The sequence below is a fragment of the Desulfovibrio subterraneus genome (genome assembly GCF_013340285.1).
Lineage (GTDB): Bacteria > Desulfobacterota > Desulfovibrionia > Desulfovibrionales > Desulfovibrionaceae > Halodesulfovibrio > Halodesulfovibrio subterraneus.
Genome location: NZ_BLVO01000004.1, coordinates 458,632 through 483,964, shown reverse-complemented (window position 1 = coordinate 483,964; position 25,333 = coordinate 458,632). Strand labels below are relative to the sequence as shown.

At 57.1% G+C, this 25,333-nt stretch carries 22 protein-coding genes; 12 read left to right on the top strand and 10 right to left on the bottom strand.

Annotation, left to right across the window (positions count from 1 at the left end):
• Positions 1–95 precede the first annotated feature (95 nt).
• Together HUV30_RS02630 and HUV30_RS02625 are read left to right on the top strand one after the other, a co-directional pair.
• Positions 96–1,040, top strand: a complete 945-nt coding sequence (locus tag HUV30_RS02630) for a chemotaxis protein (RefSeq protein WP_174403831.1) — start codon at positions 96–98, stop codon at positions 1,038–1,040.
• 14 nt (positions 1,041–1,054) lie between these two features.
• Complete coding sequence (locus HUV30_RS02625) at positions 1,055–1,441, top strand: Hpt domain-containing protein (protein WP_174403830.1); 387 nt, start codon at positions 1,055–1,057, stop codon at positions 1,439–1,441.
• A gap of 214 nt (positions 1,442–1,655) precedes the next feature.
• Here HUV30_RS02625 and HUV30_RS02620 read toward each other — a convergent pair whose 3' ends face one another.
• The 7 genes from HUV30_RS02620 to HUV30_RS02590 all read right to left on the bottom strand — a co-directional run bounded on the left by HUV30_RS02620 (position 1,656) and on the right by HUV30_RS02590 (position 7,206).
• Complete coding sequence (locus HUV30_RS02620) at positions 1,656–2,540, bottom strand: amino acid ABC transporter permease (RefSeq protein ID WP_174403829.1); 885 nt, start codon at positions 2,538–2,540, stop codon at positions 1,656–1,658.
• 51 nt (positions 2,541–2,591) lie between these two features.
• Complete coding sequence (locus HUV30_RS02615; protein ID WP_174403828.1) at positions 2,592–3,422, bottom strand: transporter substrate-binding domain-containing protein; 831 nt, start codon at positions 3,420–3,422, stop codon at positions 2,592–2,594.
• A 33-nt stretch (positions 3,423–3,455) separates the two neighbouring features.
• The gene (locus tag HUV30_RS02610) at positions 3,456–4,274 is read right to left on the bottom strand and encodes an amino acid ABC transporter permease (protein ID WP_174403827.1); all 819 of its coding nucleotides are present in this window, start codon (positions 4,272–4,274) and stop codon (positions 3,456–3,458) included.
• An 88-nt stretch (positions 4,275–4,362) separates the two neighbouring features.
• Entirely contained in the window at positions 4,363–4,590 is a 228-nt protein-coding gene (locus HUV30_RS02605; protein ID WP_174403826.1) for a hypothetical protein, read from the bottom strand.
• An 8-nt stretch (positions 4,591–4,598) separates the two neighbouring features.
• On the bottom strand, positions 4,599–4,961 hold the full coding sequence (locus HUV30_RS02600; RefSeq protein WP_205245184.1) for a YidH family protein: 363 nt from the start codon (positions 4,959–4,961) through the stop codon (positions 4,599–4,601).
• 2 nt (positions 4,962–4,963) lie between these two features.
• Positions 4,964–5,380, bottom strand: coding sequence for a secondary thiamine-phosphate synthase enzyme YjbQ (locus HUV30_RS02595; RefSeq protein WP_174403825.1), 417 nt, complete (start codon positions 5,378–5,380; stop codon positions 4,964–4,966).
• 233 nt (positions 5,381–5,613) lie between these two features.
• Entirely contained in the window at positions 5,614–7,206 is a 1,593-nt protein-coding gene (locus tag HUV30_RS02590; RefSeq protein WP_174403824.1) for a methyl-accepting chemotaxis protein, read from the bottom strand.
• Positions 7,207–7,843: 637 nt separating this feature from the next.
• Here HUV30_RS02590 and HUV30_RS02585 point away from each other — a divergent pair.
• From HUV30_RS02585 to epsC, 6 genes are all read left to right on the top strand, one after another.
• Positions 7,844–8,839: an HD-GYP domain-containing protein gene (locus HUV30_RS02585; RefSeq protein WP_243452040.1), complete on the top strand. Its 996-nt coding sequence runs from the start codon at positions 7,844–7,846 to the stop codon at positions 8,837–8,839.
• A 33-nt stretch (positions 8,840–8,872) separates the two neighbouring features.
• Positions 8,873–9,862 (top strand): HD-GYP domain-containing protein, encoded by a 990-nt coding sequence (locus tag HUV30_RS02580; RefSeq protein WP_174403823.1) that lies wholly within the window; start codon positions 8,873–8,875, stop codon positions 9,860–9,862.
• A 275-nt stretch (positions 9,863–10,137) separates the two neighbouring features.
• Positions 10,138–10,983 carry a Fe-S cluster assembly protein NifU gene (gene nifU, locus HUV30_RS02575; RefSeq protein WP_174403822.1) on the top strand — a complete coding sequence of 282 codons (846 nt, stop codon included), beginning with the start codon at positions 10,138–10,140 and terminating at the stop codon, positions 10,981–10,983.
• A complete protein-coding gene (nifS, locus tag HUV30_RS02570; RefSeq protein WP_174403821.1) occupies positions 10,980–12,173 on the top strand; it encodes a cysteine desulfurase NifS in 1,194 nt (397 codons plus the stop codon). The genes nifU and nifS overlap by 4 nt, the downstream gene beginning before the upstream one ends.
• Positions 12,174–12,318: 145 nt before the next feature.
• Entirely contained in the window at positions 12,319–13,251 is a 933-nt protein-coding gene (gene cysK, locus HUV30_RS02565; RefSeq protein WP_174403820.1) for a cysteine synthase A, read from the top strand.
• Positions 13,252–13,285: 34 nt separating this feature from the next.
• The gene (gene epsC / locus HUV30_RS02560) at positions 13,286–14,242 is read left to right on the top strand and encodes a serine O-acetyltransferase EpsC (protein WP_174403819.1); all 957 of its coding nucleotides are present in this window, start codon (positions 13,286–13,288) and stop codon (positions 14,240–14,242) included.
• A 53-nt stretch (positions 14,243–14,295) separates the two neighbouring features.
• Here the strand turns inward: epsC and HUV30_RS02555 are convergent, their stop codons facing one another.
• Entirely contained in the window at positions 14,296–14,922 is a 627-nt protein-coding gene (locus HUV30_RS02555) for a hypothetical protein (protein WP_174403818.1), read from the bottom strand.
• A gap of 199 nt (positions 14,923–15,121) precedes the next feature.
• Between HUV30_RS02555 and HUV30_RS02550 the strand changes: the two genes are divergently transcribed.
• The gene (locus HUV30_RS02550; RefSeq protein WP_174403817.1) at positions 15,122–19,255 is read left to right on the top strand and encodes a DUF748 domain-containing protein; all 4,134 of its coding nucleotides are present in this window, start codon (positions 15,122–15,124) and stop codon (positions 19,253–19,255) included.
• A 75-nt stretch (positions 19,256–19,330) separates the two neighbouring features.
• Here HUV30_RS02550 and HUV30_RS02545 read toward each other — a convergent pair whose 3' ends face one another.
• Both HUV30_RS02545 and HUV30_RS02540 read right to left on the bottom strand, forming a co-directional pair.
• Positions 19,331–19,753 carry a hypothetical protein gene (locus tag HUV30_RS02545; protein ID WP_174403816.1) on the bottom strand — a complete coding sequence of 141 codons (423 nt, stop codon included), beginning with the start codon at positions 19,751–19,753 and terminating at the stop codon, positions 19,331–19,333.
• A gap of 66 nt (positions 19,754–19,819) precedes the next feature.
• Entirely contained in the window at positions 19,820–22,249 is a 2,430-nt protein-coding gene (locus tag HUV30_RS02540) for a Lon protease family protein (RefSeq protein WP_174403815.1), read from the bottom strand.
• Between the two features lie 183 nt (positions 22,250–22,432).
• Between HUV30_RS02540 and HUV30_RS02535 the strand changes: the two genes are divergently transcribed.
• The 3 genes from HUV30_RS02535 (at position 22,433) to HUV30_RS02525 (ending at position 25,302) form a co-directional block, all read left to right on the top strand.
• Positions 22,433–23,161, top strand: a complete 729-nt coding sequence (locus HUV30_RS02535) for a TIGR04283 family arsenosugar biosynthesis glycosyltransferase (protein WP_174403814.1) — start codon at positions 22,433–22,435, stop codon at positions 23,159–23,161.
• Positions 23,158–23,877 (top strand): TIGR04282 family arsenosugar biosynthesis glycosyltransferase, encoded by a 720-nt coding sequence (locus HUV30_RS02530; protein WP_174403813.1) that lies wholly within the window; start codon positions 23,158–23,160, stop codon positions 23,875–23,877. The genes HUV30_RS02535 and HUV30_RS02530 overlap by 4 nt, the downstream gene beginning before the upstream one ends.
• Before the next feature lie 438 nt (positions 23,878–24,315).
• Positions 24,316–25,302: an ABC transporter substrate-binding protein gene (locus HUV30_RS02525; protein ID WP_174403812.1), complete on the top strand. Its 987-nt coding sequence runs from the start codon at positions 24,316–24,318 to the stop codon at positions 25,300–25,302.
• Positions 25,303–25,333: the final 31 nt, after the last annotated feature.

Sequence of the window (25,333 nt, the reverse complement as noted above, 5' to 3'; positions counted from 1 at the left end):
TATGGGCAAAACTATCATTGATTCTGTCGGTAATTATCCTAGAATGCCGCAATAGTACGGGAATGTGCCCACTGTAGCATAGCAAAGGAGCGGCCATGAGCGTTGACCACAATATCCTGCTGGAATCAGGCACCAACGAACTGGAAGTGCTGGAACTGTTCATTTCTGAGCGTTTGCCTGACGGTTCTGTGGCACCCTGCCACTTCGGTGTAAACGTCGCCAAGGTCATGCAGGTGATCGAGGCTCCCAAGTTCGCCGCTCCTGAATCTGCTTCCAACCCCTGTTTCATGGGCATGATCGATATCCGCAACATGATGGTGCCTGTGCTTGATCTCAGCCGCTGGCTCAAGATGGATATGGTGCATGCGGACCATGACGTGATCATGGTGACGGAATTCAGCCATTCCGTAACGGGCTTTCTGGTTTCCGGTGTGACGGAGATTCACCGTGTAGGATGGCAGGAAGTTCAGCCCCCGAGCGGCTATATCACCAAAATCGGAACCAACTGTATTGTAGGCATGGTTGATCTGGGTGATCATTTCGTCCAGCTTGTGGACCTTGAGAATGTTCTGGCTGACCTTGACCCTCAGACGTTTGAAAAAGCTGAGCACAAAGGGGCGCAGGCGTCCCGTTCCTACAAGGCGCTTGTGGCTGACGATTCCGCCACCATCAGGCTTATGCTCCGCAAGAATCTGGAATCCGCCAACTTCGAGCTCACTATGGTGAACAACGGGCAGGATGCCCTGAACCAGCTCAGGGCGTTCCGCACGCAGTCGCAGGAAGAGGGCAGGCCGCTCTCGGATTTCGTGGACATTGTCATTTCGGACATAGAAATGCCTCTTATGGATGGCTTCACCCTGACCAAGAACGTGAAGGAAGATGCCGTGCTGGGCAGCCTGCCTGTCATTCTCTATTCTTCACTCATCACCAATGAACTGCGGCACAAGGGAGACTCGGTGGGCGCAGATGATCAGATATCCAAGCCCGATCTCGACATGATGGCGCAACGCGCGCTGGAATTGCTTGAAAAACGCCCCTGAACCGGAGACGGCACATGATGCAGGATCGAGACGACGAGGTTTTCGAAGTATTTGTTGAAGAAACCTACGAGCGTCTGGCGGAAATTGAAGCCGGATTGCTCGACCTTGAGAGGAAGCATGGGCAGGTGGATGATGAAAAGGTGCATGCCATTTTCAGGGCTGCACACTCCATCAAGGCCGGTGCGGGGTTGCTCAAGCTTGGTGAAATTGCCGAGGTGGCTCACAGGGCTGAGAATATATTGCAGAAAGTGCGTACCGGCGGGCTTGAGCCTGACAGCGAGTGCATAACCGCACTGCTGGAAGCCTTTGACAGTGTGCTGCTGTTGCTGAACGCATACAGGGCGGATAAAGAGAGGCCGGATGTGCGGCGCGAAATTGCCGCGCTTGAAAAGTACCTGTAAGGCTGGAATTTCCGGCCTCAGGGTAATAACAACCCCTCATTTTCAGTACAGCAGTATTACCGTTAAGCCGGAACTGAGGTCCAAGAACGGATTATTATCGCTTATACGAGGTGCAGGAACGTTAGGTTCCTGCCCGGCGGAGCCAAAAAATACCAGAAATAGCTTTGTCAGCAGTCTGAGGCCGGAATTTCCGGCCTTTTCTTGTGTGGAGAGTTTAGAACCGCCACCGCAGGGAGTGCTCCAGCTTTCTGGCCAGTATGGCGCAGCCCAGTGTAAGCACCAGATACATAAGGGTGATGGTTATCCAGACCTCGAAGGTCAGATAGGTGGCGGACATGAGTTCCAGCCCCTGAAAGGTCAGTTCCGGAATGGATATGACCGAGACAATGGCCGAATCCTTGATGGTGGAGATGAACTGCCCCGCGAGCGGGGGGATGATCACCTTCAGGGCCTGTGGCAGCACCACGAGCCGCAGCTGGTCTGAGCGCGGCAGCCCGAGCGAGGCTGCGGCCTCCCATTGTCCCTTATCTACACTCGCCACGCCGCCCCGCACTATTTCCGCCATGTATGCCCCCTCGTAAATGGAAAGGGTGATGACGCCGGAAATGAACCCCGGCAGGCGGTTCGGCTCGTCGCAGAGCACGGAAAGCAGGTTCGCCAGCCACGGGGGCATGGAGCGTATGGCCTCGTCCAGCCCGATAAGGGGGGCGAGCAGCGTGTAGATGAAAAAGTAGAAAATGAAGATAAGCACCAGCGGCGGCAGGTTGCGCACACCTTCCACATAGGTGCGGGCAAGCAGCCTGCTGAACAGGCTGCGGCTGGTTGCGGCAAGCCCGACCACCATTCCTATGCCCATAGCCAGAACCGAGGTCCAGATGCTGAGGCGTATGGTGGTGAGCAGGCCGCGGATGAGCACATTGGCCGTCCAGCCCGAATCAGGGTCGTGACGGAAGAGAAACTGGGGCACCGCGGCCCAGTTCCAGTCATAGTCGAAGCGGGTCTGCACGCGCCAGAAGAATACCCCGGCGGCCGCAGCCAGCAGAAGGAGAAGCAGCACATCAAGCTTACGGGATGTGCGTGCACGGGAATGATGATTCATGCGAGGAATATGGGGGAACGCCCGCAGCCCGAAAGCTGCGGGCGTGTTGTGTTATTTGAGCCGGGCAGCCCAGTCCAGCGTTTCAAACCAGTAGTGCTTGCGTTCGGCAAGCCAGCCCTGCGCTTCTTTCTGACGAATCCAGTTGTTGAGCACGTTCAGAGTGTCCGGGTCGCCCTTGCGGACGGCAAAGGCCACGGGTTCCTTGGTGAAGGTGCCTTCAACAGGCAGGAACAGTTTGTCGGCATGCTCCACTGCGCTGTGGGCCGGCAGGGGGGCGCTGGCCACAAATGCGTGCACTCTGCCGGAGAGCAGTTCCTGCAGGCACTGTGTCTCTTTTTCAAAGAGGCGTAATGTGGCCTTGGGGAAGAAGGTTTTGGCGGCCGTGGCGGGCGTTGAGCCGATACGGGCGACGATGATCACGTCTTCTTTGTTGAAGTCGGCAAGGGAGCTGAAGCCCTTGGCTGTGGTCTTGTTGGCCACCAGAGCCATGCCTGTCGTGTCGTACGGTATGGTGAAGTTCACCTTGAGGTTGCGTTCCGTGGTAACGCTCATGCCGCCGATGATGACATCAAACTTGTCGGAGAGCAGAGAGGGGATGATGCCCGACCAGTTGGTGGGAACGAACTCGATCTCGACACCAAGATCTTTGGCAAGCTGGGTCATCACATCCACTTCAAAGCCGATGAACTTGCCTGTCTTGTCGTTCATGGCCCACGGTACAAAGGTGGAAAAGCCCACACGCAGGGTGCCGCGCTCAATGACTTTTGATATCACGCTGGCATCGCGCAGTTCGTGTGTGGCGTCCTTGGCCTGCGCCGTTCCTGCCATGAGCATGCAGCCCACGATCAGAAGGGCGATGAGATAATGGAAACGTGAATGCATCGGCTACTCCTTTTATTGTGCCGTTCGATATATTCAGGCGTAATGCCTGAGCCGTTTTTCCATGCCGCGCACGGCAAAGGAGAGACTCAGGTTTATTACCAGATAGATGGCTGCAATGGTGAACCATATCTCGAAGGTCATGAAGGTTTCGGCAATGATTGCCTGCCCCTGCATGGTCATGTCGAAAACGGATATGGTGGCCACAAGGGCGGAATCTTTGACCAGTGATATGGCCTGATTGGTCAGCGGAGGCAGCACCTTGCGCACTGCCTGCGGCAGAATGACCTTTCTGTATGTTGCAGGGGTGGTCATGCCCAGACTGTAGGCGGCTTCCCACTGTCCCTTGGGAACGCTCTGAATGCCTGCCCGAAATATTTCTGCCATGTAGGCACCTTCAAACAGACTGAGAGCAAGCACGGCAGATGCAAACGCCCCAATGCCCAGCACCGGAGCGAAAACGAAATAGAGCACGTAGAGCTGGATGAGCAGCGGGGTGTTTCTGATGCTCTCTATGTAAAAGGTACCCACGCTGCGGGCAACCAGAGAGGTTGAGCGGCGCAGGAGCATGGCCAGCAGGCCGATAAGCAGAGAAAGCCCCATGGAGCACAGCGTGATCTGTATGGTGATCCACAGGCCCTTGAGCAATGGCCCGACCGTGAATGCGCCTTCCCGCAGGGTGAACAGGTAGCGGGGCACGCGGTTCCACTGCCAGTCGTAGCCGAGCCCTTCGGTACCCTGCAGTGTGCACCAGACAAGGGCGGCCATGACCAGCAGGTACTGGCCTATGTCCCATGCGGGCGAGCGGTGCTCCGCCCGAAGTCCGTACAGGGTTTTTTGAAGTCTCGTGTTCATGCTACAAAACTACATAGATCAGGGCTGCGCGCCAAGCCTTTTCAAGAACTTCTCACAGGTTGGGGGGAACGGGCGGAACCGTATGAAATCAGCCTGCAACTCTGAAGAGCTGGTGGCAAAGGGGGACAGGTCGGAGCTGGCCCGATTTGACCGGAACTAACTGAAACTGGCCGGACTTGGCCGGACCTGACCAGAGCTGGCCGAAGTTGGCCGGAGAGAACCGGATCTGCCAGCCCTGCAGAACCTGCCGGATGATCTGCCGGATGATCTGTCGAATCTGCCCGATAAGCCCGATCAGTTGTATCAGCCAGATCATAAGCCGGATCAGTCGAGATAAGGGGCCACAGTGGGGGACTGTCGTTTAATCTCGCGTACCATGTGATCATAGGCCCGTATGCGGTATACCGAGCGGGTAATGAGAAAGGCCCCGAGCGCAATGAGCCCACCGCAGAGAAGAATGACGGCTGTGAGCAGGAGCCATGTATCCGCCACTGTGTACAAACGCGAGGTGGATATGAGCAGGCCCAGCACCGTGAGCGGCAGGGCAAGCACGGCTATGCCGGTGCGCATCATGGCCAGCGAGGTGCGCTTTTCCGCCAGAATGAGCTGTACATGGTTAATGACTGTGGCCTCGGTCTGCGTGAGCGAAGAAATATCCTTGAAGTCGCTTTTCAGTAAGTCGGGCACGATCACTCTCCTATGATCTTCACGAGCACGCGCTTTTTACGGCGGCCGTCAAATTCTCCGTAAAAAATCTGTTCCCACGTTCCGAAATCAAGACGCCCCTCGGTTACGGCCACCACCACTTCGCGTCCCATGATCTGCCGTTTCATGTGGGCATCGGCATTATCTTCGTGACCGTTATGCCGGTACTGCGAGGTCGGGGCATGCGGGGCCAGTTTTTCCAGCCACACCTCATAGTCGTGGTGCAGGCCGGATTCGTCATCGTTGATGAATACCGAGGCAGTGATATGCATGGCGTTTACAAGGCACAACCCCTCGCGGATGCCGCTTTCTGCAAGGCAGTATTCCACATCGGGGGTTATGTTGATGAAGGCCCTGCGGGTGGGCACCTCATAGAAGAGTTCTTTTCTATAGGATCGCATGGCGGCTCCTTGGTCTGGTCAGATTATCGAAGCAATATAGCATACTGCGCGTGTGCGGGAAAGAGAAGCGTACCTGTCCCGCAAAAAAATGCGGCAAGTTTGTTGAAAATTTGCATTGTCCGGCGCGCTCAAACGGTACATTGCCGTTGCCCGTCGCCCGTAAAAAAGCGGGGCGCGTCCGTTCGGACACACCCCGCGGTAAGGCTGTGCTGTATGTCCCGGGTACGGGAGCGCTAGTGCGCTTCGATGCGCTCGATGATGCTTCTCAGTTTTGCGGAAAGGTCGGCCAGTTCGTGAATACCCCTCGAGGCCTCGTTGAGTTCGGAAGACGCTCTCTGTGAGATGTCCTTCACCTCGTCAATGGCCTGATTGATGTGCTCGCTGGTGGCCGACTGTTCTTCGGCAGCCGTGGCAATGGCCTGCACCTGGTCGTTGGTGTCGTTCACCAGCGCCACAATGGCCTTGAGCGCATCGCCGGATGCGGCGGACAGGGTGCGCGAACGGTCAATGGCCTTTACTGCGGATTCCACGCTCTGCGAGTTGAGCCGGGCACCTTCCTGAATGGCATGAATGGCGCTGCCCACTTCCTTGGTGGCCTGCATGGTCTTTTCCGCCAGCTTGCGCACTTCGTCGGCAACCACGGCAAAACCGCGGCCTGCTTCACCTGCACGGGCAGCTTCGATGGCTGCGTTCAGGGCCAGCAGGTTGGTCTGGTCGGCAATGTCGGTGATCACATTCATGACCTGGCCGATGCCTTCTGCCTTCTGCCCCAGCTCTGTCATGTTGGCGCGCAGCGTTTCCGACTGTTTTGCCACATCGGCAATGGCGGTCATGGCCTCTTCCACAACCGAAGAACCTTCCTGTGCCTTCGAGCGGGCCTCGGATGCCTGCTCCGCCGCAGAGGACGCATTGCGCGCAACCTCATACACGGCGGCATTCATCTGCTCCATGGCGGTTGCCGTGTCGATGGTGCGTTCGGTCTGCCTGTCCACTTCGGTGCTGGTGTGCTCAACCTGCGTGGCAACATCCAGTGCAAGGCGGGCAACTTCGGAAGATACCGCTTCCGATTCGTGGGCGGCTTCGGATATGGCCTGATTCTTGGCAAGAATCTCGGCTTCACGGGTTCTGAGTTCGGTAAGGTCCTGATAGATGCACAGCGCACCCATGAGTTCGCCGTTCAGGTCAAACAGGGGCGAGGCATGAATGTTCAGATTGCGCTTGCCGCCTTTTCGGCCGGTGAAGTCCACTTCACGGTTGGTCACGGTGTGGTTCTCAAGGCTGTCGCGCAGAACTGTGCGGCGCGATGCGTCACCATAGAAGAAGTGGGCAACGTTCTGGCCGTAGTAGTCTTCCGGACGGCCGTCATGCTGCAGAATTTTGATAAGGCCCGCGTTGGTGTAGGTGAGCACTTCGTTGGTGTCGACGACAACAAAAGGCGTATCTATGCCCTTGAGAACGCCCTGTGCAAACCCCAGATTGTGCTTGAGGCGGGAAACGAGCGTTTCCAGCGCAAGACGCATTTCGGCAAGCTCGTCCGATCCGCCGCAGGCGAAACAGGCGGTGTAGTCACCATCAAGTATGCGGTCCACGCCTGACTTGATTTCTTCAAGCGGAGCGGTGATGCGCTTTATGATGATGATAGTGAGGGGCAGCGCAAGAAATACGAACACCGCAAGCAATACCCCGCAGGCAATGAGAACGGTGTCTGTCGGCAGAACGCCGTTCTCGGCAGAGCTCATCAACCAGCCGGTTACCCCGCCGGCGGTGAGGAGCATAAGCCCCAGTTTGGTCCAGATCAGGCTTGTGACGGTTAGCCCTTTAAACATGCAACACTCCTTGTCGTGACGAATGGACAGCGGGCGGCAAAGCCGCTGCCTTTTGCGAGATGACTTTTGGCGTTCCCCTAACCAATTATAGACGGGAAAATCCGAAAGATCATTAGGAAATGTCGGACACCGAATTCAAGATGTCCGGAAAAAAGTTCATTAATCAAGTTTATTGCAAGTAGCGCACCAGTGCCGTTTTACGGTTTGTTATTGAAAAAAGAGAGTAATTGCAACAAAATGAAACAGTGGTTGCATTCATTCTGTAAGGTGATGGGCCGGCTGCCTGCGGTTTGTTGTCCGGATTTCCGGATACATGCGCGGAAAGTCCGGTTTGACGGACATCCTGCCCTGGCCGGCGGCAGCCGGAGGGCGGGGTTTGCCGATGCTTGTCTGTGCATGAGTGGAACTAAGACGCTGTGAATATACAGGGAACTAATCTGTGCTAGAAAGTGTCTAGACATTGTTGTAAAATATCGATAAGTTTGGTCGCTGTAATGTGCTAAAAGCTTGCAGAGTAATCACAATGCAGGAGGGGGGCAGCGCAGAAGGCGTATGAAGTGCGGGAGCGGGCTCTGAGGAGGGGAACGTTTCAAATCACGGATGCTATCTGGTCGCGAAGAAGTTTGTAGGGAGCTTCATGTCCAATACGGCGGAAATCTCACCCGTCGAGAGCGCGGGAGAATATTTCAGCGTATCTCCGCTGATGATCTTTCCTACCACCATGGGAAAGTTCAGCGTATACCTGCGCCAGGGCGGAGAGTACGTGCTCTACACCAGCGCCGATGAGGTGTTCACCGAGCGGCACAAACGCGTTCTGTATGATAATGGTGTTCGCGAAGTGTATGTGCAGACCGCACAACGTCCCCACTACTCCCGATATATCGAAGACAATCTCGGAAAGATTTTGCTTGATGACACCCTGCCGCTACGGGAGCGCGCAGGGCTTTTCTATTCTGTCTCTTCCGATGTCATGGCGGACATGTTCGAGACCAGACTGCCGGCAGGGTTGGACAGCAACCATTTTCTGCGGGTGCACGGGCTGGTGCAGCAGGCGCTCAAATTTTTGTGTCTTGAGAATTCCCTGAAAGCCATGGCCGAGTTCATCGCCCATGACTACAAGACCTATTCGCACTGCGTGAACGTGTTCGTGTATACCGTTTCGGTACTGCACACCTACGGCTTTGACGATGAAACCATGCTGCGTTGCGGAATAGGTGCCATGCTGCATGATGTGGGCAAAACCCGCATCCCGCGCCTTATTCTGGATAAAACTGGCAAGCTGGACCCTGATGAACGGCGCATCATCAGCAGGCATCCCACTCTGGGGCTGGCTTCCTGTACGCTCTTGCCTCTTTCGCAGGAGGCCATGAATATTATTCTGTTCCACCACGAAAAAATGAACGGCAGCGGATATCCCGCCGGACTCATGGCTCCGGAAATTCCCCTGCCCGTCCGCGTGGTGACCATTGCGGACATCTATGATGCGCTGACAACAGACCGGCCTTACGCCAAGGCCCGCCGCCCTTTCGAGGTGCTCGAACTGATGCGTGCAACCATGTCGCATGATCTGGATATGGACGTTTTCCGCCGGTTTATCATGGTGCTTTCAGGTGCAGAGCTGGTTGGCTGCTGAGATGAAACAATCTTCTTACTTCCGGATTTGTGAATGACACAGGCCGCAATCAAGCAGGAAAAGCTCAGAACAGGTGAGTTCTTTGCCATTCCTCCCGCCATGATCATGAAGAACATGCGCGGTGCGTTCAGCCTGTACCTCAAGCAGGGAGAAGGATTTGTTCTGTACACCAGCGCGGGCGAAACATTCTGTGAGCGCCGCAGGCAGGTGCTGGACGCTACCGGGGTGAAATGCCTTTATGTGCAGGAAACAGAGCGGCCGGAATACCGCGACCATGTTGTGCAGAATCTGGGTACCGTGCTCAGCGACGAAACCATTCCGCTGCCCACGCGTGCGCAGATGTTCTACGACGCCTCTTCAGACGTGGTGGAAGATATTTTTACCAACAAGCTGCCGCCCACCGTGCGCAGGGATCAGTTCAACCGCGTGTTCGAGTTCGTGGCCAAGGGAGTGAGCTTTCTTACGCTCGAAAATTCCATCAAGACCATGGCCTCGCTCATTGCGCATGACTACCACACCTTTTCTCATTCCATTCATGTATTCCTTTATTCGCAGATAATTCTCCAGACCTACGGGTTTGACGACAAAAGTCTTGTGCAGTTCGGGCTGGGCGCCATGCTGCACGACATTGGCAAGACCTTCATTGATGACGCCATTCTGAACAAGCCCGGTCCGCTGACCTGGGAAGAACGGGAGGTTATCAACGAGCACCCAGTACTGGGTGCCGGTGCCTGCACACTCATGCCGCTGTCTCAGGACGCGCTGAACTGTATTCTTTTCCATCATGAAAAAGTGGACGGGTCAGGGTATCCCTGTGGTCTTAGGGGAGAAGAGATTCCGCTTCCCGTCCGTGCCGTGACGATTGCCGATATTTATGACGCAATCTGTTCAAACCGTCCGTATGCAAAAGCCAGAAACGCCTTTCAGGTGTTGCGTGTGATGAAGGATGAAATGGGGCATGGGCTTGATATGGAGGTTTTTGCGCGGTTTGTCCGCATTTTGAGCGGGGCTGGCATTGTTTGATACTGTTTGCGCTCAGAATGTGACCAAGTAGCCCTGAAAAGGGCTTTTTTATTCCACAGCAACGGTTTTCTGCCGTAGTTCAGGCGCAATTCGGACTAAAATGGTCCTAAATTTGATTCAGCCTCTTCCCCCTCCCGTCCAACGGTGTTATATGCGTACGGTACGGATGCTTTCGCCCGTTATGGGGGGCGAAGCACCGGGTCTGACGCGACCCCTGTCATCGCGGTGCCCTGTGCGCCGGTCGCGCCTATCGCATATACCGGAGGTTCATACTCATGTGGGAATATACTGACAAAGTTCGCGAGCATTTTCTCAACCCGCGTAACGTGGGCGAACTGGAAGACGCGAACGCCATCGGCGAAGTGGGCAGCCTTGCCTGCGGCGATGCTCTGAAGCTCTACCTCAAGATTGATGCCGACGAACGTATCGTTGACGCCAAATTTCAGACCTTCGGGTGTGCCAGCGCCATCGCATCGTCATCTGCGCTGACGGAGATGCTCAAGGGCAGAACCGTGGCCGAGGCAGAGAAGATCACCAACAAGGAAATCGCCGAATTTCTGGGCGGCCTGCCGCAGCAGAAGATGCACTGTTCCGTCATGGGACAGGAGGCACTTGAGGCTGCCATCAAGAACTGGCGCGGCGAAGAAGTGGAGCAGCACGAACACGAGGGCGAACTTGTCTGCAAGTGCTTTGGTGTGACTGATGAGCTTATTCTGCGTGCCATACGCGACAACAACCTGACCACCGTGGAAGAAGTGACCCACTTCACCAAGGCCGGCGGCGGTTGCGGCGACTGCATTCCCGCCATTCAGCACCTGCTTGATCAGGCGCTGGGCAAGGAAGCCGCCTGCGAAGTACCTGAAGCCAAGCCCAAGGCGCTGACCAACGTGCAGCGCATGCAGCTTGTGGTGAAGACCCTTGAAGAAGAGATTCGCCCGAGCCTGCAGAAGGATGGTGGAGATATCGAGCTGGTGGATATCGACGGTCACACGGTCAAGGTGGCCCTGCGTGGCATGTGCACGAGCTGCCCGTCCAGCCAGCTGACCCTGAAGGGATTTGTGGAGCGCACCCTGCGCGAATATGTGGAGCCTGAGATTTCCGTGGTGGAGGTGAACTCATGAAGCCGGTATATCTCGATAACAACGCCACCACGCAGATAGACCCGGCCGTGCTGGAAGCCATGATGCCGTTCCTTACGGAATTGTACGGCAATCCTTCGAGCATGCACCGCTTCGGCGGACAGGTTGGCCAGCATCTGGTGAAGGCCCGTGAGCAGGTGGCCGCCTCCCTCGGTGCGCGCCCCGATGAAATTCTCTTTACCGCCTGCGGCACCGAGAGCGACAACACGGCCATCTGGTCCGCACTCAATTCCCAGCCCGACAAAAAGCACATCATCACCACCCGTGTTGAGCACCCCGCTGTGCTCAATCTGGTGCAGCATCTGGAAAAGCGCGGGTATGAAGCCACCTACCTTGGCGTAAATGCCAAGGGCCAGCTTGATCTCGACGAGCTGCGCGATGCCATCCGCAAAGATACCGCGCTGGTTTCCATCATGTATGCCAACAACGAAACGGGCGTGGTCTTCCCCATGGATGAGATCGCCGCCATCGTGAAGGAACGCGGCGTGCAGATGCATACGGATGCGGTGCAGGTTGTGGGCAAGCTGCCCATAGATGTTTCCAGCCTGCCCGTGGATTATCTGGCCCTTTCCGGCCACAAGCTGCATGCGCCCAAGGGTATTGGTGCTCTGTACGTGCGCAAGGGTACGCCGTTCCGTCCGTTCATGCGCGGCGGGCATCAGGAACGCGGCCGCCGTGCGGGTACGGAAAACGCCGCCTCCATTGTGGCGCTGGGCAAGGCCTGTGAACTGGCAACTGTGAACATGGAAGAGGAACGCACCCGCGTGAAGGCACTGCGCGACCGTCTGGAAGCCGGACTGCTCGCCGCCGTGCCGGATTCGCTGGTAAACGGCGACATCACAAGCCGCCTGCCCAACACCTCGTCCATTGCTTTCAAGTATGTGGAAGGCGAAGCCATTCTGCTGCTCATGGACGGCCACGGCATCTGCGCCAGCTCCGGTTCCGCATGCACCTCCGGCAGCCTTGAGCCGTCGCACGTGCTGCGTGCCATGGGCGTGCCTTTCACCTATGCGCACGGTTCTATCCGTTTCAGCCTCAGCCGGTTCAATACCGATGCGGATGTTGATCTTGTGCTCAGGGAAGTGCCGCCCATCATCAATCGCCTGCGCGAGATTTCTCCCTTCCGCGAAGGGATGGAACCCAAGGGCGAAAAGCCCGCGTGTGGCTGCTGATTGCGGCCACCACGACAATAAGAGCGTTGGGGCCGGGCATGGGAGTCCGGCCCTTTTCTTTATGCGTGAAAGAGCATACGGTGCGGAGCGGAAGTCCGGTCTGTGCCGGATTTCAGGACAAGGCCCGTCGTACAAGGAGATTGCCATGAACATAGCGCATTCTATGCTGGACCTGATCGGCCGTACCCCGCTGGTGCGGTTGAACCGCGTAGCGGAAGGTTGTCAGGCCGAAGTGGTCGCCAAGCTTGAGTACTTCAACCCCTGCAGTTCCGTTAAGGACCGCATCGGTCTGAACATGATCGTCGCTGCCGAAAAGGCCGGTCTGATCAACAAGGATTCCATCATTGTGGAACCCACCAGCGGGAACACGGGGCTTGGCCTTGCCTTTGTATGCGCGGTGAAGGGCTATAAGCTCATTCTGACCATGCCGGAATCCATGAGCAACGAGCGCAAGGCGCTGCTGCGCGGTTTCGGGGCAACGCTGGTGCTCACGCCCGCTGCACAGGGCATGTCCGGTGCGGTGCGCGAGGCCGAGCGTCTTGTGGCGGAGACCCCCAATGCCTTCATGCCGCAGCAGTTCTGCAACCCCGCCAACCCGGAGATTCACCGCCTGACCACTGCCGAGGAAATATGGCAGGATACGGACGGCTCCGTGGATGTCTTTGTGGCCGGTGTGGGCTCCGGCGGCACGATTACCGGTGCGGGCGGCAGGCTGAAGGAGCTGAACCCCAAGGTGCACCGTGTGGCTGTTGAGCCTGCGGCTTCTCCCGTGCTTTCCGGCGGCCAGCCCGGTCCGCATGCCATTCAGGGCATAGGTGCCGGTTTTGTGCCTGAGGTGCTCAAGCTCGATTCCTTTGACGAAGTGTTCCGCGTGACCAACGAACAGGCGCTTGTCATGGCCCGCCGCCTGATTAAGGAAGAGGGCATACTCTGCGGCATCTCTTCCGGTGCCATTGCCCATGCTGCCATAGAAGTGGCCAGAAGGCCGGAGAACAAGGGCAAGCGCATCGTGTTCATTGTCTGCGACACCGGAGAGCGCTATCTCTCCACAGCACTGTTTACCGATCCTGCCGCCTGATGACGGCAGGAATATGCATACCAAGGACAGATTCATGAAGAAGATCAGTTTCGCACCGGAAGAATTGCAGGGCATGCCTGAACTCGAAGAGGTTGTGGATCAGCTCTGCGCGCCGGAATCTTACGAATCCGTGTACCATCAGTCGCTCCATGGCGCGCCCATGCCCTCTGCCGAGGCGCTGGCCGAGATCATGGAACGCCTGAAGGCTGCGCTCTTTCCGGGGTACTATGGCCCGGCCCGCGTGGTGCTCAAATCCATGCGCTATCACCTTTCCGCCAACCTCGATTCCATCTACCGCTTGCTCGCGGAACAGATTCGTCGCGGCGGGTGTTTCATCTGCGCCGAATATGCCAACGATTGTACCAACTGCGATTTGCACTCTCATGATACCGCCATGCGGTTTCTGAAGCGCCTGCCGGAGATTCGCCGCATGCTCAGCACGGATGTGGGTGCCGCCTTTGAAGGGGACCCCGCAGCCAAGAGCCCGGGCGAAACCATCTTCTGCTATCCGTCCATCACGGCCATGATTCATCACCGTATCGCGCATGAGCTGTACAAGCTCGATGTCCCCATCATTCCGCGTATCATGAGTGAAATGGCCCATTCCAAAACCGGTATAGATATCCACCCCGGCGCAACCATCGGCGAAGATTTCTTCATCGACCACGGCACCGGCGTGGTGGTGGGTGAAACCTGCATCATCGGCCGCTCGTGCCGCCTGTATCAGGGGGTTACGCTCGGTGCGCTTTCTTTCCCCAAGGATGCGGAAGGCAAGCTGGTCAAGGGCATTGCCCGCCACCCCATTCTGGAAGACAACGTGCGCGTATACGCAGGGGCCACCGTGCTGGGCCGTGTGACCATCGGGTCCGGCTCCATCATAGGCGGTAACGTGTGGGTGACGCACGATGTGCCCCCCGGTTCCAAGCTGGTGCTTTCCCGTTCGTCCGTTGCCGAGAGCAGCGAAAAGATGATGGGGAATGGCAGCAAATAGCCGCCTTCGGCATAGAGAAAACGAAAGCCCGGACCGTATGGTCCGGGCTTTTATTATTGCAGATTCTGCACAGCCTGCCGCCGCGTTTCCCGCGCCGCAATGTCTGCACTGTGCAGGGTGTCCGGCGACAACCCAGTAAGACCGCGCAGGGAAAAAATGTCCAGCCGTTCCAGCGCGTGGCGGGTTGCCAGCACGGCAGCACCTGCATCACAGAGCATGGAGGAAAGCGCGTTGGGGCTTACCACGGCCTCGCATCGGGGCGCGGTGGCAGCATCCGTTCCATTTTCCTTGGCCGCAGCAAAGCAGGCAAGGGCAGGGGCTCTGCTGTTCAGCATGGAGCCGAGCATATCCGCAAGCCAGCCGGATGTGTGGAACAGCATGCCGGAATGCATCACAAATGCGTACGGTGCTTCGACAGTACCCAGTATCTGCAGAACAGGCACAGCCGGGGGCTGGGGTGTGAGCACCGTGACGAGATTCCGGACGATGCCTGCCTCATATGCCGAGTGCAGAAATGCGCGGGAGGGCGCATCTCCGGCAATATCCACAACAGATACGGTGTTGGGATATCCTGCCCCTTCGGTTATACAGGATAATGTGGCGGTAATGTCCTGCTGCGTGGTGTTGTGAACCACGACGATATGCAGCGGCGCTGCGGTTGCTCGTATGGCGTTTTTCATGGCGGCCTCCCGGCAAAAAAGAGTATCACAGCTTGTTGTATGCAGAATTCACGCCATGTCTGCGTTGTTACTCTTCATCCAAGTGCAGTCACTTTATGGATAATTCTGACGCAATAGGGTATGCATAATGACAAGTGCGATAACGGAGGCAGAAATCTGACATCGGCACGTCGCTAATTCGGAAGTAATGGAGATTCGCATGAAAGAGCTGACAGCATACTGGACCAAACTGGGCAGGCGTACCCGTAGAATTGTATTGATTTGCGGAGCGTTGTTCGCCGTATATCTGGTCGGGGGCTTTTTTGTGGCAGGCCCTGTCTTGAGGACGGTGACGGAGAATAATCTCTCCGCTCTGCTGCAACGCAATGCAACTGTCGGAAAGGTGCGTGTGAATCCGGTTACCTTCGGCGTGGTGGTGGAAGATCTGGCCATTGCCAAAAAGGACGGCGACGGCAATATGGCCTCGTTCAAACGGCTGGACGTGCGCCTGCATCCGTTGTCGGTCTTCAAGTTTGCTCCCGTCCTGGCGCACCTCAATCTTGTGCAGCCTTCGGTGGAAATCGCCTTTCTTGGTGACGGGCAGTTTTCCATTTCCGATCTCATTCCGGCTTCCGGCTCCACCAATGGCACTGAAGAAGAGGACTCGTCCGTGTTTCCCTTCCGTGTGGATAATCTGCTGATCACCAACGGCACCGTGACCTTTCACGACCTGCCGCATAAAGCCACGCATGTCGTGAGCCAGCTGGATTTTGCCGTACCGCTGACATCATCTCTGGGCGGCGATGCCGAAGAGTATGTGGAGCCCTCTCTCAAGGCGCTGGTAAACGGTGAGCCTGTGGAACTTTTCGGCAAGACCAAGCCTTTCGACAAGACAATGGTAACCGAGTTTACCTTTGAGACCGCAGGGATAGATCTTGCCCGCTACTGGGAATATGTGCCGGGTAATATTCCTCTGCATCTTGCTTCCGGTTCCGTGGCCACCAAGGTGTTGCTGACCTTCAGCAGGCCCGAAGAAAAGACGATGCAGATGAAGGTGTCCGGCCAGCTTGCCCTGTCGAATGTGGCTGTTGCCACGCCGGACATGAAGGACGCGGCAGGATTCTCGTCCCTTTCCGTGGATGTTGAAGAGTTCTCCCTGTTCGACCAGACCGTTACCCTGCGCGATGTCACGCTTGCAGGGCCGTATGTGAAGGCGGTGCGCAATGCGGACGGCGTGCTCAACTGGCAGTCGTATTTTGCTGGTGACAAGCCCATTGGCAAGTCTGTTGGCAAGGCCCCTGCCAAGAAAAACGCGGCGGGTAACGCAGTGTCTGCAACGAAAGGGGCAAAGAAGGACGTAACGAAGGGCAAGTCCGTACAGGCCGTGACAGGCAATGGGACGCAAGCCGCTTCCGCTGCAGCTCCGAAGAAGAAGGCATTTGTGCTTCCCTTTGCCCCCTATGTCATAGAGGCAAAACAGATTGCCATACGGGATGGTCGTGTCAGCTGGAAGGACGATACCGTCGGGTTTTCCCGTCAGATTAAGCCCATCAACCTGACACTGACCAATTTATCCAGCCGCAAGAATGCCAAAACGGGAATTTCTCTCAAGATCGGTGACAAGGAATATCTTTCGGTGAAGGGCAGCGCCTCGCTGGTTCCGCTCAAAGCGGCGTTGGATGTGGGCGTGGGCGGTGTGGAACTGCCGGTGTATGCTGCGTATCTGGAATCTGTCCAGCCCATGAAGATAGACAGGGGAACGCTGGAAGCCGCACTGCATGCACTTGTCACCATGGACGGCAATGAGCCTGTTGTTCAGCTTGAAGGCATGGCTGCTGCTCTGAGCGGTCTTGCCATGCGAAAGGACGGCAACCGTACCCCTTCCATCGAGCTGGCATCTTTGCAGGTGCAGGGCGGCAAGCTCGATCTGGCAGCCAGAAATGTCACGGTTGATCTGGTGAAGCTCACCGGTCCTGAAGTGCGCCTCATCCGCTACAAGGATGGTCTTGATCTTGTGAATCTGTTTGCCGGAGGTGAAACCGGCCGCCCTGCAAGTGGTGACGAAATTGCCACGCATGGCAGGGATTCACAGCCGTGGACAGCCGCACTCGGCGAGTTCAGCATAGAAAACGGCAAGTTGCGGTTTGTGGACCGCACCCTCTCCAATCGGGGCGGGGTGGTTGTCTCGAATATGGAACTGACGGTTCGCGATGCCTCCACCGATCTCGGTAAGCCGGTTCCCGTGAGCTACTCCGCGTATATCGGTGGCGGCGGACGCAATAACCGCATCAAGCCGGGCAGGGTGCGGGTGGATGGAACGGTGCGTCCCGATCCGTTCGACATGCAGGTGCGCGTGCGGCATGACAATGTACCCCTTGCCGTGCTTGATCCTTATGTGGGCGAGTATACGGGCATGCTGCTTGCCGGCGGCGTGCTGAATACAGATATGCAAAAGCATGTGCGGCTGCAGGCGCAGGCTCCGGAAGGGGCCGAAGGACTGGCTGCCGAGCCTTTGCAGGTAGTATCCAAGGGATCGCTGCGCATCGACGGCCTGTCGCTGAAGGATGTCGCGGACTCGTCTCCGGTGGCGAGTTTCGATCGTTTTTCCGTGCAGAATTTTGACATTTCAACCAGCGATTCCAAATTGTATGTGGAAGAGATAGCCCTTGATAACTTGCAGGCAAATGCCTTGGTGGACAAGGATGGCGTGTTCAACTTTGCCCGTCTGATGCATCCCTCCGCGTCGGCTGTTCCCAGTGACAGGCGGGGGCGGAACGGGCAGGAAGGCACAGCCGGTGCCGTTAACAAGGGGACTGCCGGTGACACAGGCGCGGAGGCCGGAAAGAATTCCGGCAGGACTGTTGAAACAAAGGCTGCAGATTCTTCTGTCCAAGACACACCGGCCCCGGAGAAATCTGCTCCGGAAAAATCTGGAGCAGACACTTCTGGAGTAGGCACCCCTGTAACGGATACTCCGCTTGCAAACACTCCGGCCACAAATGTCACGGACGCAGCAGGCAGCTCCGCGGTCGTGCCATCCACGTCCGCAGAAACAACGCCTGCCAATACTGCGGATACTCCGGCCGCAGCTGCTCCGACCGCAGTTGCTCCGGCTGACACTGTAGAGGCAGGATACGCCTCCGTTCTTCCTTTCCGGGATGTGCGCATAGACCGCGTGCGGGTGAACAACGGGGCGCTCCGGTTCACCGACAGAAGCGTGGCCCCCGCCTTTGTCACGGCCCTGACGGAACTGAATGCCCGTCTTGACGGTATCTCACTGGCGCCGGATGCCCGTCCGGCACTGGATATCACCGCCAAGCTGGACAACCAGACGCTGGCACTCAAGGGAGTGGCAAACCCCATCATCTCTCCCATGTATTCAGATGTTACCTTTACGCTGAATGGTGTGGATCTCGTGCCGCTTTCTCCCTATTCACTGCGCAGCGTGGCCTATCCCATTGAAAAGGGACGCCTGTACGCGGACGTGAAGGTAAAGACGGAAAACTGGATTCTGAGTGCAAACAATAAACTGTTTCTTGAGCAGCTTGTCATGGGGGATAAAGACAAGCGTCCCGATGCACCCAGCATTCCCATCAAGCTGGGGCTGGCCCTGCTGTCTGACTCCAGCGGCAACGTGGAGATAGACCTGCCCATCAAAGGCAGGCTGGATGACCCGCACTTCCTTACGGGTGGCATAGTGTTCAAGGCGTTTGTGAACCTTATTTTCAAGGTGGTTACCTCGCCCTTTGCCCTTATCGGCAATATTGTGGGCGGTGGCGGTGACGATGCCCAGTTCTCCGTGTTCGAGGCCGGTTCCGATCGTCTGACGGAAGGGCAGTTGCAGAATCTGAAGGGCGTGGTGGACTTCATGAACAAGAAGTCTTCGCTCAAGCTTGAGATAAGCGGCTTTGTAGACCCGCAGGCCGATGCCGCCGGTCTTGTGGAACTGAGCGTGCGTCGCAGGGTTCAGGCCGCCAAGTATGCGGATATGTCCCGCCGCGAGCGCGCTGCCGTTGCGGTGGAAGATGTGCAGGTTACGCCTGAGGAATACGCCGAGTATCTGACTGATGCTTATAAGGACGTGCCGGAGATGGAAAACGACCCCAGACCGGCCGGTGTTTTCGGGTTCAAGGAAGTACCTGTGGCAGATATGGAGGCCTTCCTCCGGTCGCTGACCACGGTGACTCCGCAAACCCTGACGGAGCTTGCCGCAGCCAGAGCCAAGGCCGTACAGGCCGCCGTGCTGCAGCTTGACCCGGCACTCGCCCCCCGTGTGTTCCTGACCGGCGCGGGCAAGAAGCCCACAAAGAAAACCGGTGTGCCGCTGCACCGTGCGGAGCTTGGTGTGCGCTAGCCGCAGCTGATTGAAAAGAGAAAAGGCCCCGCTGTCTGTGTGACGGCGGGGCCTTTGTATTTGTCTGTGCGGCTTCTAGAACGGGAAGAAGTGATAAAAGCCGGTGAAGCTGTTGTGCGTGCCAAGCAGCTCGCCTTCCTGCATGCGCCACGTGGCGCGGCACTTCTTGCAGACATAATCATGATGCGGGGTTGTCACCTCGCGTGTGCCGATGAAGCAGAGCACTATGCAGGTGAGTATGTCCGCCCTTGAGAAGACATGCCGCCATGCATCACCGGTGGCGTAATCGAGCGGCGGCAGGTCCAGCACGGAAAGCACGAGCAAATAGGTTGCCAGCATGAGAATGAACAGGCCCCCCTGCAGGTGGCGTACCGGCCCCATGGGGCGGGTACACAGCGGGCAGGTTACGGCGGGAGGAAGCGAGCGAAGAGGATACCGTGCCACAATAACCGCCGCAGCCAGCACACCTATGCCGGCGAGGGTGCCTGTATCGATCACAATGCCTCCGTATGTCGTTGCGTCCCGCCGGACGGGAACTCTGGTTGTCTCTGCCGGACCGTGCAGCTATCGCTTGGATTTGTATGCCCGCTCGGCCAGCTTGCCCAGCTCCGTGAGGCGTCTGTCCACCTTGTCGAAGATGGAGCCCTTGGTGAAGGTACCGTCCTTGCGGCGGTTGCCCGCAGTCTGTCCGGTCAGCAGTTCCATGGCTTCGGTTATGTGGCGGATGGGGTAGATGGCAAACTTGCCTTCCTCCACCGCGGCCACGACTTCCTTCTTGAGCATGAGCTGGTCTACGTTGTCATAGGGCAGCAGCACGCCCTGCTCGCCGGTAAGCCCTCTGCGCTGGCACACATCGAAGAAGCCTTCAATCTTGCGCGTTACGCCGCCCACGGCCATGATCTGTCCGGTCTGCGACACAGCACCCGTAAAGGCGAGAGACTGCGACAGCGGCAGGCCTGACAGGGCGGAAAGCAGCGCCGCAAGTTCTGCGCCGGACGCAGAGTCGCCTTCAATGCCCGCGTAGCTCTGCTCGAAATAGAGCGAGCCGGTCATGACAATGGGCTTGTTCTGGGCGAACATGCCGAGCAGGTAGCTCTTCAGAATCATCATGGCCTTGGTGTGAATGGGGCCGCCAAGCTCTGCTTCGCGTTCAAGGTCGATGATGCCGCCATGCCCCACACCCACGGTGCAGGAAATCTGGTGCGGCAGACCGAACTCGAAATCGCCGTAGAAGCTCACCGCAAGGCCGTTCACGCGGCCCACGGCCGTGCCGGAAGTCTGCACCTTTATCAGTTCACGGTCGTAATCTTCCATGAACATTTCTTCGTACAGGTTGTTGCGGTAATAGCGGGCCACCAGAGCATCGTGCACTGTTTCCGCATCCACCACGGTGCGTTTTTTCATGCGCGCATATGCGTCTGATTCCACCATCAGTTCGCGGATGTGGGGGAAGCGCAGCGAAAGCTTTTTCTGGTCCTCTATGATGCGAGAGCTGTAGTCGATGATGCTTGCCAGTCCGTCGCGGGAGAAGGGCAGAAGGTCGCAGTCGTCAATAATGCCTGCAAGGCGCTGCAGATAGATGCGTATGCCGTCCGCGTTGCGGGGCATGGATTCGCTCATGTGCGCCTTGAGCTTGAACAGCTTGGGGAAGCGGTCGTCGCTCTGCAGCAGGTGCTCGTAAATATCTTCCGGCCCGATGAGAATGACCCGCAGGTCAAGCATCATCGGTTCCGGCTCTATGCCCTTGGTCTTGGTGGTCTCGGAATCTCCGGCGTCCTCTATGCGGGCAATGCCTGAACGCAGGGCGCGCATAAGGCCTTCCCACGCACCGGTCTGCGAAAGCAGGTCCTCGATGTGCATGACCAGAAAGCCGCCGTTGGCCTGATGGATGGAGCCGGACTTGATCAGGGTGTAATCCGTGACCAGAGCGCCCATTTCCGAAACGCGCTCGATGCAGCCGAGCAGGTTGGCAACCGTGGGGTGGTCGTCCACCACGATGGGAGCCCCCTTGGTTTCGGAGTGGTCCACGAAGAGGTTGATTTCGTAGCGGGCGGTAATGTCTTCCTGCGGCAGCGCGGAGAGAAAGCTCTCTGCCGAGCCGGGAGCCCCGCCGGAGGGGGACGATTCCCGCTGTACGAACTGGTCCAGACTCTCCAGAATATCGTTCTGCATGGCAGTGAAGAAGGCTGCCAGATCTTCGCTTTCACAGGCTTTGAGAAATTTATCCGTCACGGGGATGAGCATTTCCTGCAGCGCTTCGCGCGCAAGATCCTGATCAAGAGAGCGTTCATCCGTCCGCAATGCCTGTTCCGCAGTGGACATTTTGCGCATGAGCGCAGACATCACCTGCAGCAGCTTGTCTCCCTTTACCTTGAGCGTCTGCCGCAGGTCGGTGTCAAGACGCTCGAATTCCTCTTCGGAAAGACGCTTGCCCTCGATGAGCGGATACAGGGTCATGGAGCCTGTTTCATCAAGGTCCATGTTAAAGCCTTCACTCACCGCGACCTGATCCATTTCCTGAAAGAGCTTGTCGCGCTCGTCCTGAAAACGGTCCATGATGATGTTGCGCTTTTTGATGTACGCATCGTTTTCGAAGCGGGCGGGCAGTTCCTTGCGCAGCTTGGATATGGCCTGCGCCAGTTCGTTCTTGAGCTTGCGGCCCTGACCGGCGGGCAGTTCTATGAGGGTGGGCGAATCCTGATCCTCAAAGTTGTTCACGTAAATCAGGTCAGGCGGCGTGGGGCGCTTTTCGGCACGCGGACGCAGAAATTCCTGCAGCATGTAATTGCGTCCGAGGCTCGGTCCACCGGCAAGATAGACGTTGTAGCCGTTGTTATGGATGGAAAGTGCAAGCTCCAGCGCTTCCAGCGCGCGGGGCTGCGGCGAGCGTTTGGTCGGCTTGCGGGGAATGCCGTGGCTGTCGTCGCAGCTGATGCGGGCGGGGTCTAATAGGGTGCGCAACTTGATCGCGGGAAGGGGACGGACTTTGCTCATGATGCTCCTGCAGAATATATCGATAATCAGCGTGCCAGGCACGCGTTGCGACTGTACCTGTTTGGAAGAAGGTTGTCACGCAGGGCTTGTGCGCCGGGCTGGTTGGGAGTACCTTCCATTATGCAGATACCTTATGCAGGTGTTTGCTGTGCCGGCAATGCGTCGAAGACCTCAAGGAGCTTCATGGAGTATAATCCGCCCTGTTTTTCCGTCATTATTCCCGCGTGGCATGAAGCTGCGAATATAAACGGCCTTGTCGCCCATGTGCGCGAAAGAGCGGGTGGCAGGAATGTGGAGATCATCGTGAGCGATGGTGCTCCGCAGGCGGATACCCTTGCAGCGCTTGCCGACAAAGATGTGATACGGGTTCGTGCTCCGCAGGGGCGTGCCAGGCAGATGAATGCCGGTGCCCACGCCGCATCGGGCGATATTCTGCTCTTTCTGCATGCAGACACCACATTGCCGGAAGATGCTTTTGCCGCCATGGAACACGGGCTGAATAGGCTTGGCGATTCCGGCAAAAGGGGAGGCGCGGGTGCCTTTCGTCTCGGGATTGATGGCGCCTTCGGATTCCTGTATCTCGTGGAGAAGCTTGCTGATCTGCGAAACCGTCTGACCCGTACCCCATACGGCGATCAGGCTCAATTTTTCCGCAGTTCCTACTTCCGCCTGCTGGGGGGCTATTCCGCCATACCCATTATGGAAGATGTGGACATCATGCGACGCATCAGGCAACGGGGAGACTCCATAGCCCTGTTGCCTCTGCGGGTGCGGACCTCGGCACGGCGCTGGCATGCCGAGGGAGTTGTCTACTGTTCGCTGCGCAATGTCTGCCTGCGGACTTTGTACGCGCTGGGGGTTCCCGCGCAAACGCTTTCGAGATGGTATCTCGCATACAAGGGGAAATCATGAACGATACCTGTGTGCTGCTGTTCGTCAAATATCCGGAACCGGGCAGGGTGAAGACCCGTCTGGGTGAAGTGATCGGCAATGATGTGGCTGCGGATTTTTACAAGCGCTTTGTGGAAGATTTGCTCAAGGGGCTTGCCACTGTGCAGGCCGCATTGCGCATATGTTATCTGCCCGTGGAAGGCCACGACGTGGAAGTACAGCTGCGCGACTGGCTCGGCAACGATTATGCGTTTTTTCCGCAGGAAGGGGCTGATCTGGGCGAACGGATGAAAGCCGCCATGCAGAAAGCCTTTGCCGACGGTTTTTCCCGCGTGGTGCTCATGGGCAGCGATATTCCCGATTTTCCGCCGGAACTGGTGCAGAAGGCTCTGCTTGATCTGGACATGAAGGAAGCCGTGATAGGACCCGCATACGATGGCGGCTACTATCTTATCGGCTTCCGGCGCGAATTCTTCTTCCCCGAAGTCTTTGACGGTATTGTCTGGGGAGAAGCGGATGTTTTCCGCCCCACCATGGAGCATATGCGCCGCAAAGGGCTTGAAGTGCTGCGCCTGCCCGACTGGAATGACGTAGACACCATCTGGGATCTGAATGTTCTGTACAGGACCAACAGGAATAGCTCGTTCAGAAAGTCTGCCACGTTCGCCAAACTGAGAGAGCATAACGACATGATTCGTCAGTACGATCTTGATTTACCCAAAATGCCGGGCAGATAGCCCGATTCGGCTTCCGTAGCTGAAAAGGGGGCCTGCCGCCTGCCTGTTTTGGGGCTGGCGGGCAGTGTCTTTTTGTCCGGGTGGAGATGAAGGCGTAGCCGGATCGCTGTGTCTCCCGCTTGGGCAGGCTTTCCGCATCCGGCCCTGTCTTGCGGGCTTACCGGTTGTGAAACAGAACCGGATTCATGATTTTCAGGGCATGGAGAACAGACGTTGTTAGTAGCCCGGGGCGCGTAAGCGCCCTTTTTTCTGCCCTTTTGCCATGGGTAAGGCCTGTCCCCCGATAAATATATACAAGTGCGTTGCTGAACAATGTTGGGGTGATGCATTGATTTGTAAATGCCTTTTTGCAGGAAGACGCAGAATCTAACGCGACAACGCTTGCTTTGTTGTTTCGGAAGGGTAGAATTCAGGCCACTTCGTGGTCAGGAGATGTCAATGCTTCGATTCTGGTGTACGTGCTGCCTTATTTTTGTCCTGCTTGCTTCTGCCCGGCAGGCTTGCGCGGGCAAAGTGCTGGTTATTGAAAGCTATCATCAGGGGTTTAGCTGGGATGCGAGCTACCTGCGTGGTCTGCGTGAAGTGCTGGCTTCTGATCACGAAATCAGGACCTTCGAGATGGATACCAAGCGTATTCCTGCGGAACAGTTTTCCCGACGCGCAGCCGAGGCTCTGGCGGTGTTCAGAGAATACAAACCGGACCTCGTGGTTCTGGGAGATGATAATGCCGCGCGCCTGCTTGCTCCCGACCTGCTCGCCACAGCGGTTCCCATTGTTTTTCTGGGGCTGAACAACAATCCCCGCGAATACAGCCTTTATGGTCATCCCCATGTTGCCGGACTGATGGAGCGTCCTTTGCTTTTTCAGTCCGTAAGTGTGGCCCGCAAGATATGCCCCTTTCCCATACGGCGGGTGCTGTTTCTGTTCGATGTCAGCGAGACTTCCAATCTTATCGCCGGTGATGTCTTTCACGACGGAGCTTCCAAGGAACTTTTAGGCATCAGGGCCGATCTGCGGCAGGTTGCAACCGTTGAAGAATGGAAGGATGCTGTGCAGACAGCCGGAGAAAACGGCTACGATCTTATTTTTGTGGGACTTTCACAGCGGCTGGAGGGTGCGGAAAGTGGTTGCTGCAATGATGAGGACATGGTGCAGTGGACCGCGCAGCATTCCCCCGTTCCCAGCTTTGGGCTGTGGGATTTCAGTATAGGCCGGGGAAAGCTCGCAGCAGGGCTTGTGCATGTGGGTGAAGAGCAGGGGCGCGCGGCCGGAAATCTGGCCCGTCGTCTGCTCGCGGGTGAGCGTAGCGTTTCCATTCCTCTGGCAGTGGAGGACGGGGTGCTTATGTACAGCCGCTTTGAGGCCGCAAGGCTGGGGCTTGTTTTTCCTGCGGGGCTGGCTTTGAACGCCGTTGCCGTAGAGTAGAGAGCCTGCGGAGTACTGCACGCAGAAAAGG

Coding starts and splice junctions, on each gene's coding strand:
- HUV30_RS02630 (WP_174403831.1), top strand. CDS start 96: ATGAGCGTTGACCACAATATCCTGCTGGAATCAGGCACCAACGAACTG.
- HUV30_RS02625 (WP_174403830.1), top strand. CDS start 1,055: ATGATGCAGGATCGAGACGACGAGGTTTTCGAAGTATTTGTTGAAGAA.
- HUV30_RS02620 (WP_174403829.1), bottom strand. CDS start 2,540: ATGAATCATCATTCCCGTGCACGCACATCCCGTAAGCTTGATGTGCTG.
- HUV30_RS02615 (WP_174403828.1), bottom strand. CDS start 3,422: ATGCATTCACGTTTCCATTATCTCATCGCCCTTCTGATCGTGGGCTGC.
- HUV30_RS02610 (WP_174403827.1), bottom strand. CDS start 4,274: ATGAACACGAGACTTCAAAAAACCCTGTACGGACTTCGGGCGGAGCAC.
- HUV30_RS02605 (WP_174403826.1), bottom strand. CDS start 4,590: ATGATCTGGCTGATACAACTGATCGGGCTTATCGGGCAGATTCGACAG.
- HUV30_RS02595 (WP_174403825.1), bottom strand. CDS start 5,380: ATGCGATCCTATAGAAAAGAACTCTTCTATGAGGTGCCCACCCGCAGG.
- HUV30_RS02590 (WP_174403824.1), bottom strand. CDS start 7,206: ATGTTTAAAGGGCTAACCGTCACAAGCCTGATCTGGACCAAACTGGGG.
- HUV30_RS02585 (WP_243452040.1), top strand. CDS start 7,844: ATGTCCAATACGGCGGAAATCTCACCCGTCGAGAGCGCGGGAGAATAT.
- HUV30_RS02580 (WP_174403823.1), top strand. CDS start 8,873: ATGACACAGGCCGCAATCAAGCAGGAAAAGCTCAGAACAGGTGAGTTC.
- nifU (WP_174403822.1), top strand. CDS start 10,138: ATGTGGGAATATACTGACAAAGTTCGCGAGCATTTTCTCAACCCGCGT.
- nifS (WP_174403821.1), top strand. CDS start 10,980: ATGAAGCCGGTATATCTCGATAACAACGCCACCACGCAGATAGACCCG.
- cysK (WP_174403820.1), top strand. CDS start 12,319: ATGAACATAGCGCATTCTATGCTGGACCTGATCGGCCGTACCCCGCTG.
- epsC (WP_174403819.1), top strand. CDS start 13,286: ATGAAGAAGATCAGTTTCGCACCGGAAGAATTGCAGGGCATGCCTGAA.
- HUV30_RS02555 (WP_174403818.1), bottom strand. CDS start 14,922: ATGAAAAACGCCATACGAGCAACCGCAGCGCCGCTGCATATCGTCGTG.
- HUV30_RS02550 (WP_174403817.1), top strand. CDS start 15,122: ATGAAAGAGCTGACAGCATACTGGACCAAACTGGGCAGGCGTACCCGT.
- HUV30_RS02540 (WP_174403815.1), bottom strand. CDS start 22,249: ATGAGCAAAGTCCGTCCCCTTCCCGCGATCAAGTTGCGCACCCTATTA.
- HUV30_RS02535 (WP_174403814.1), top strand. CDS start 22,433: ATGGAGTATAATCCGCCCTGTTTTTCCGTCATTATTCCCGCGTGGCAT.
- HUV30_RS02530 (WP_174403813.1), top strand. CDS start 23,158: ATGAACGATACCTGTGTGCTGCTGTTCGTCAAATATCCGGAACCGGGC.
- HUV30_RS02525 (WP_174403812.1), top strand. CDS start 24,316: ATGCTTCGATTCTGGTGTACGTGCTGCCTTATTTTTGTCCTGCTTGCT.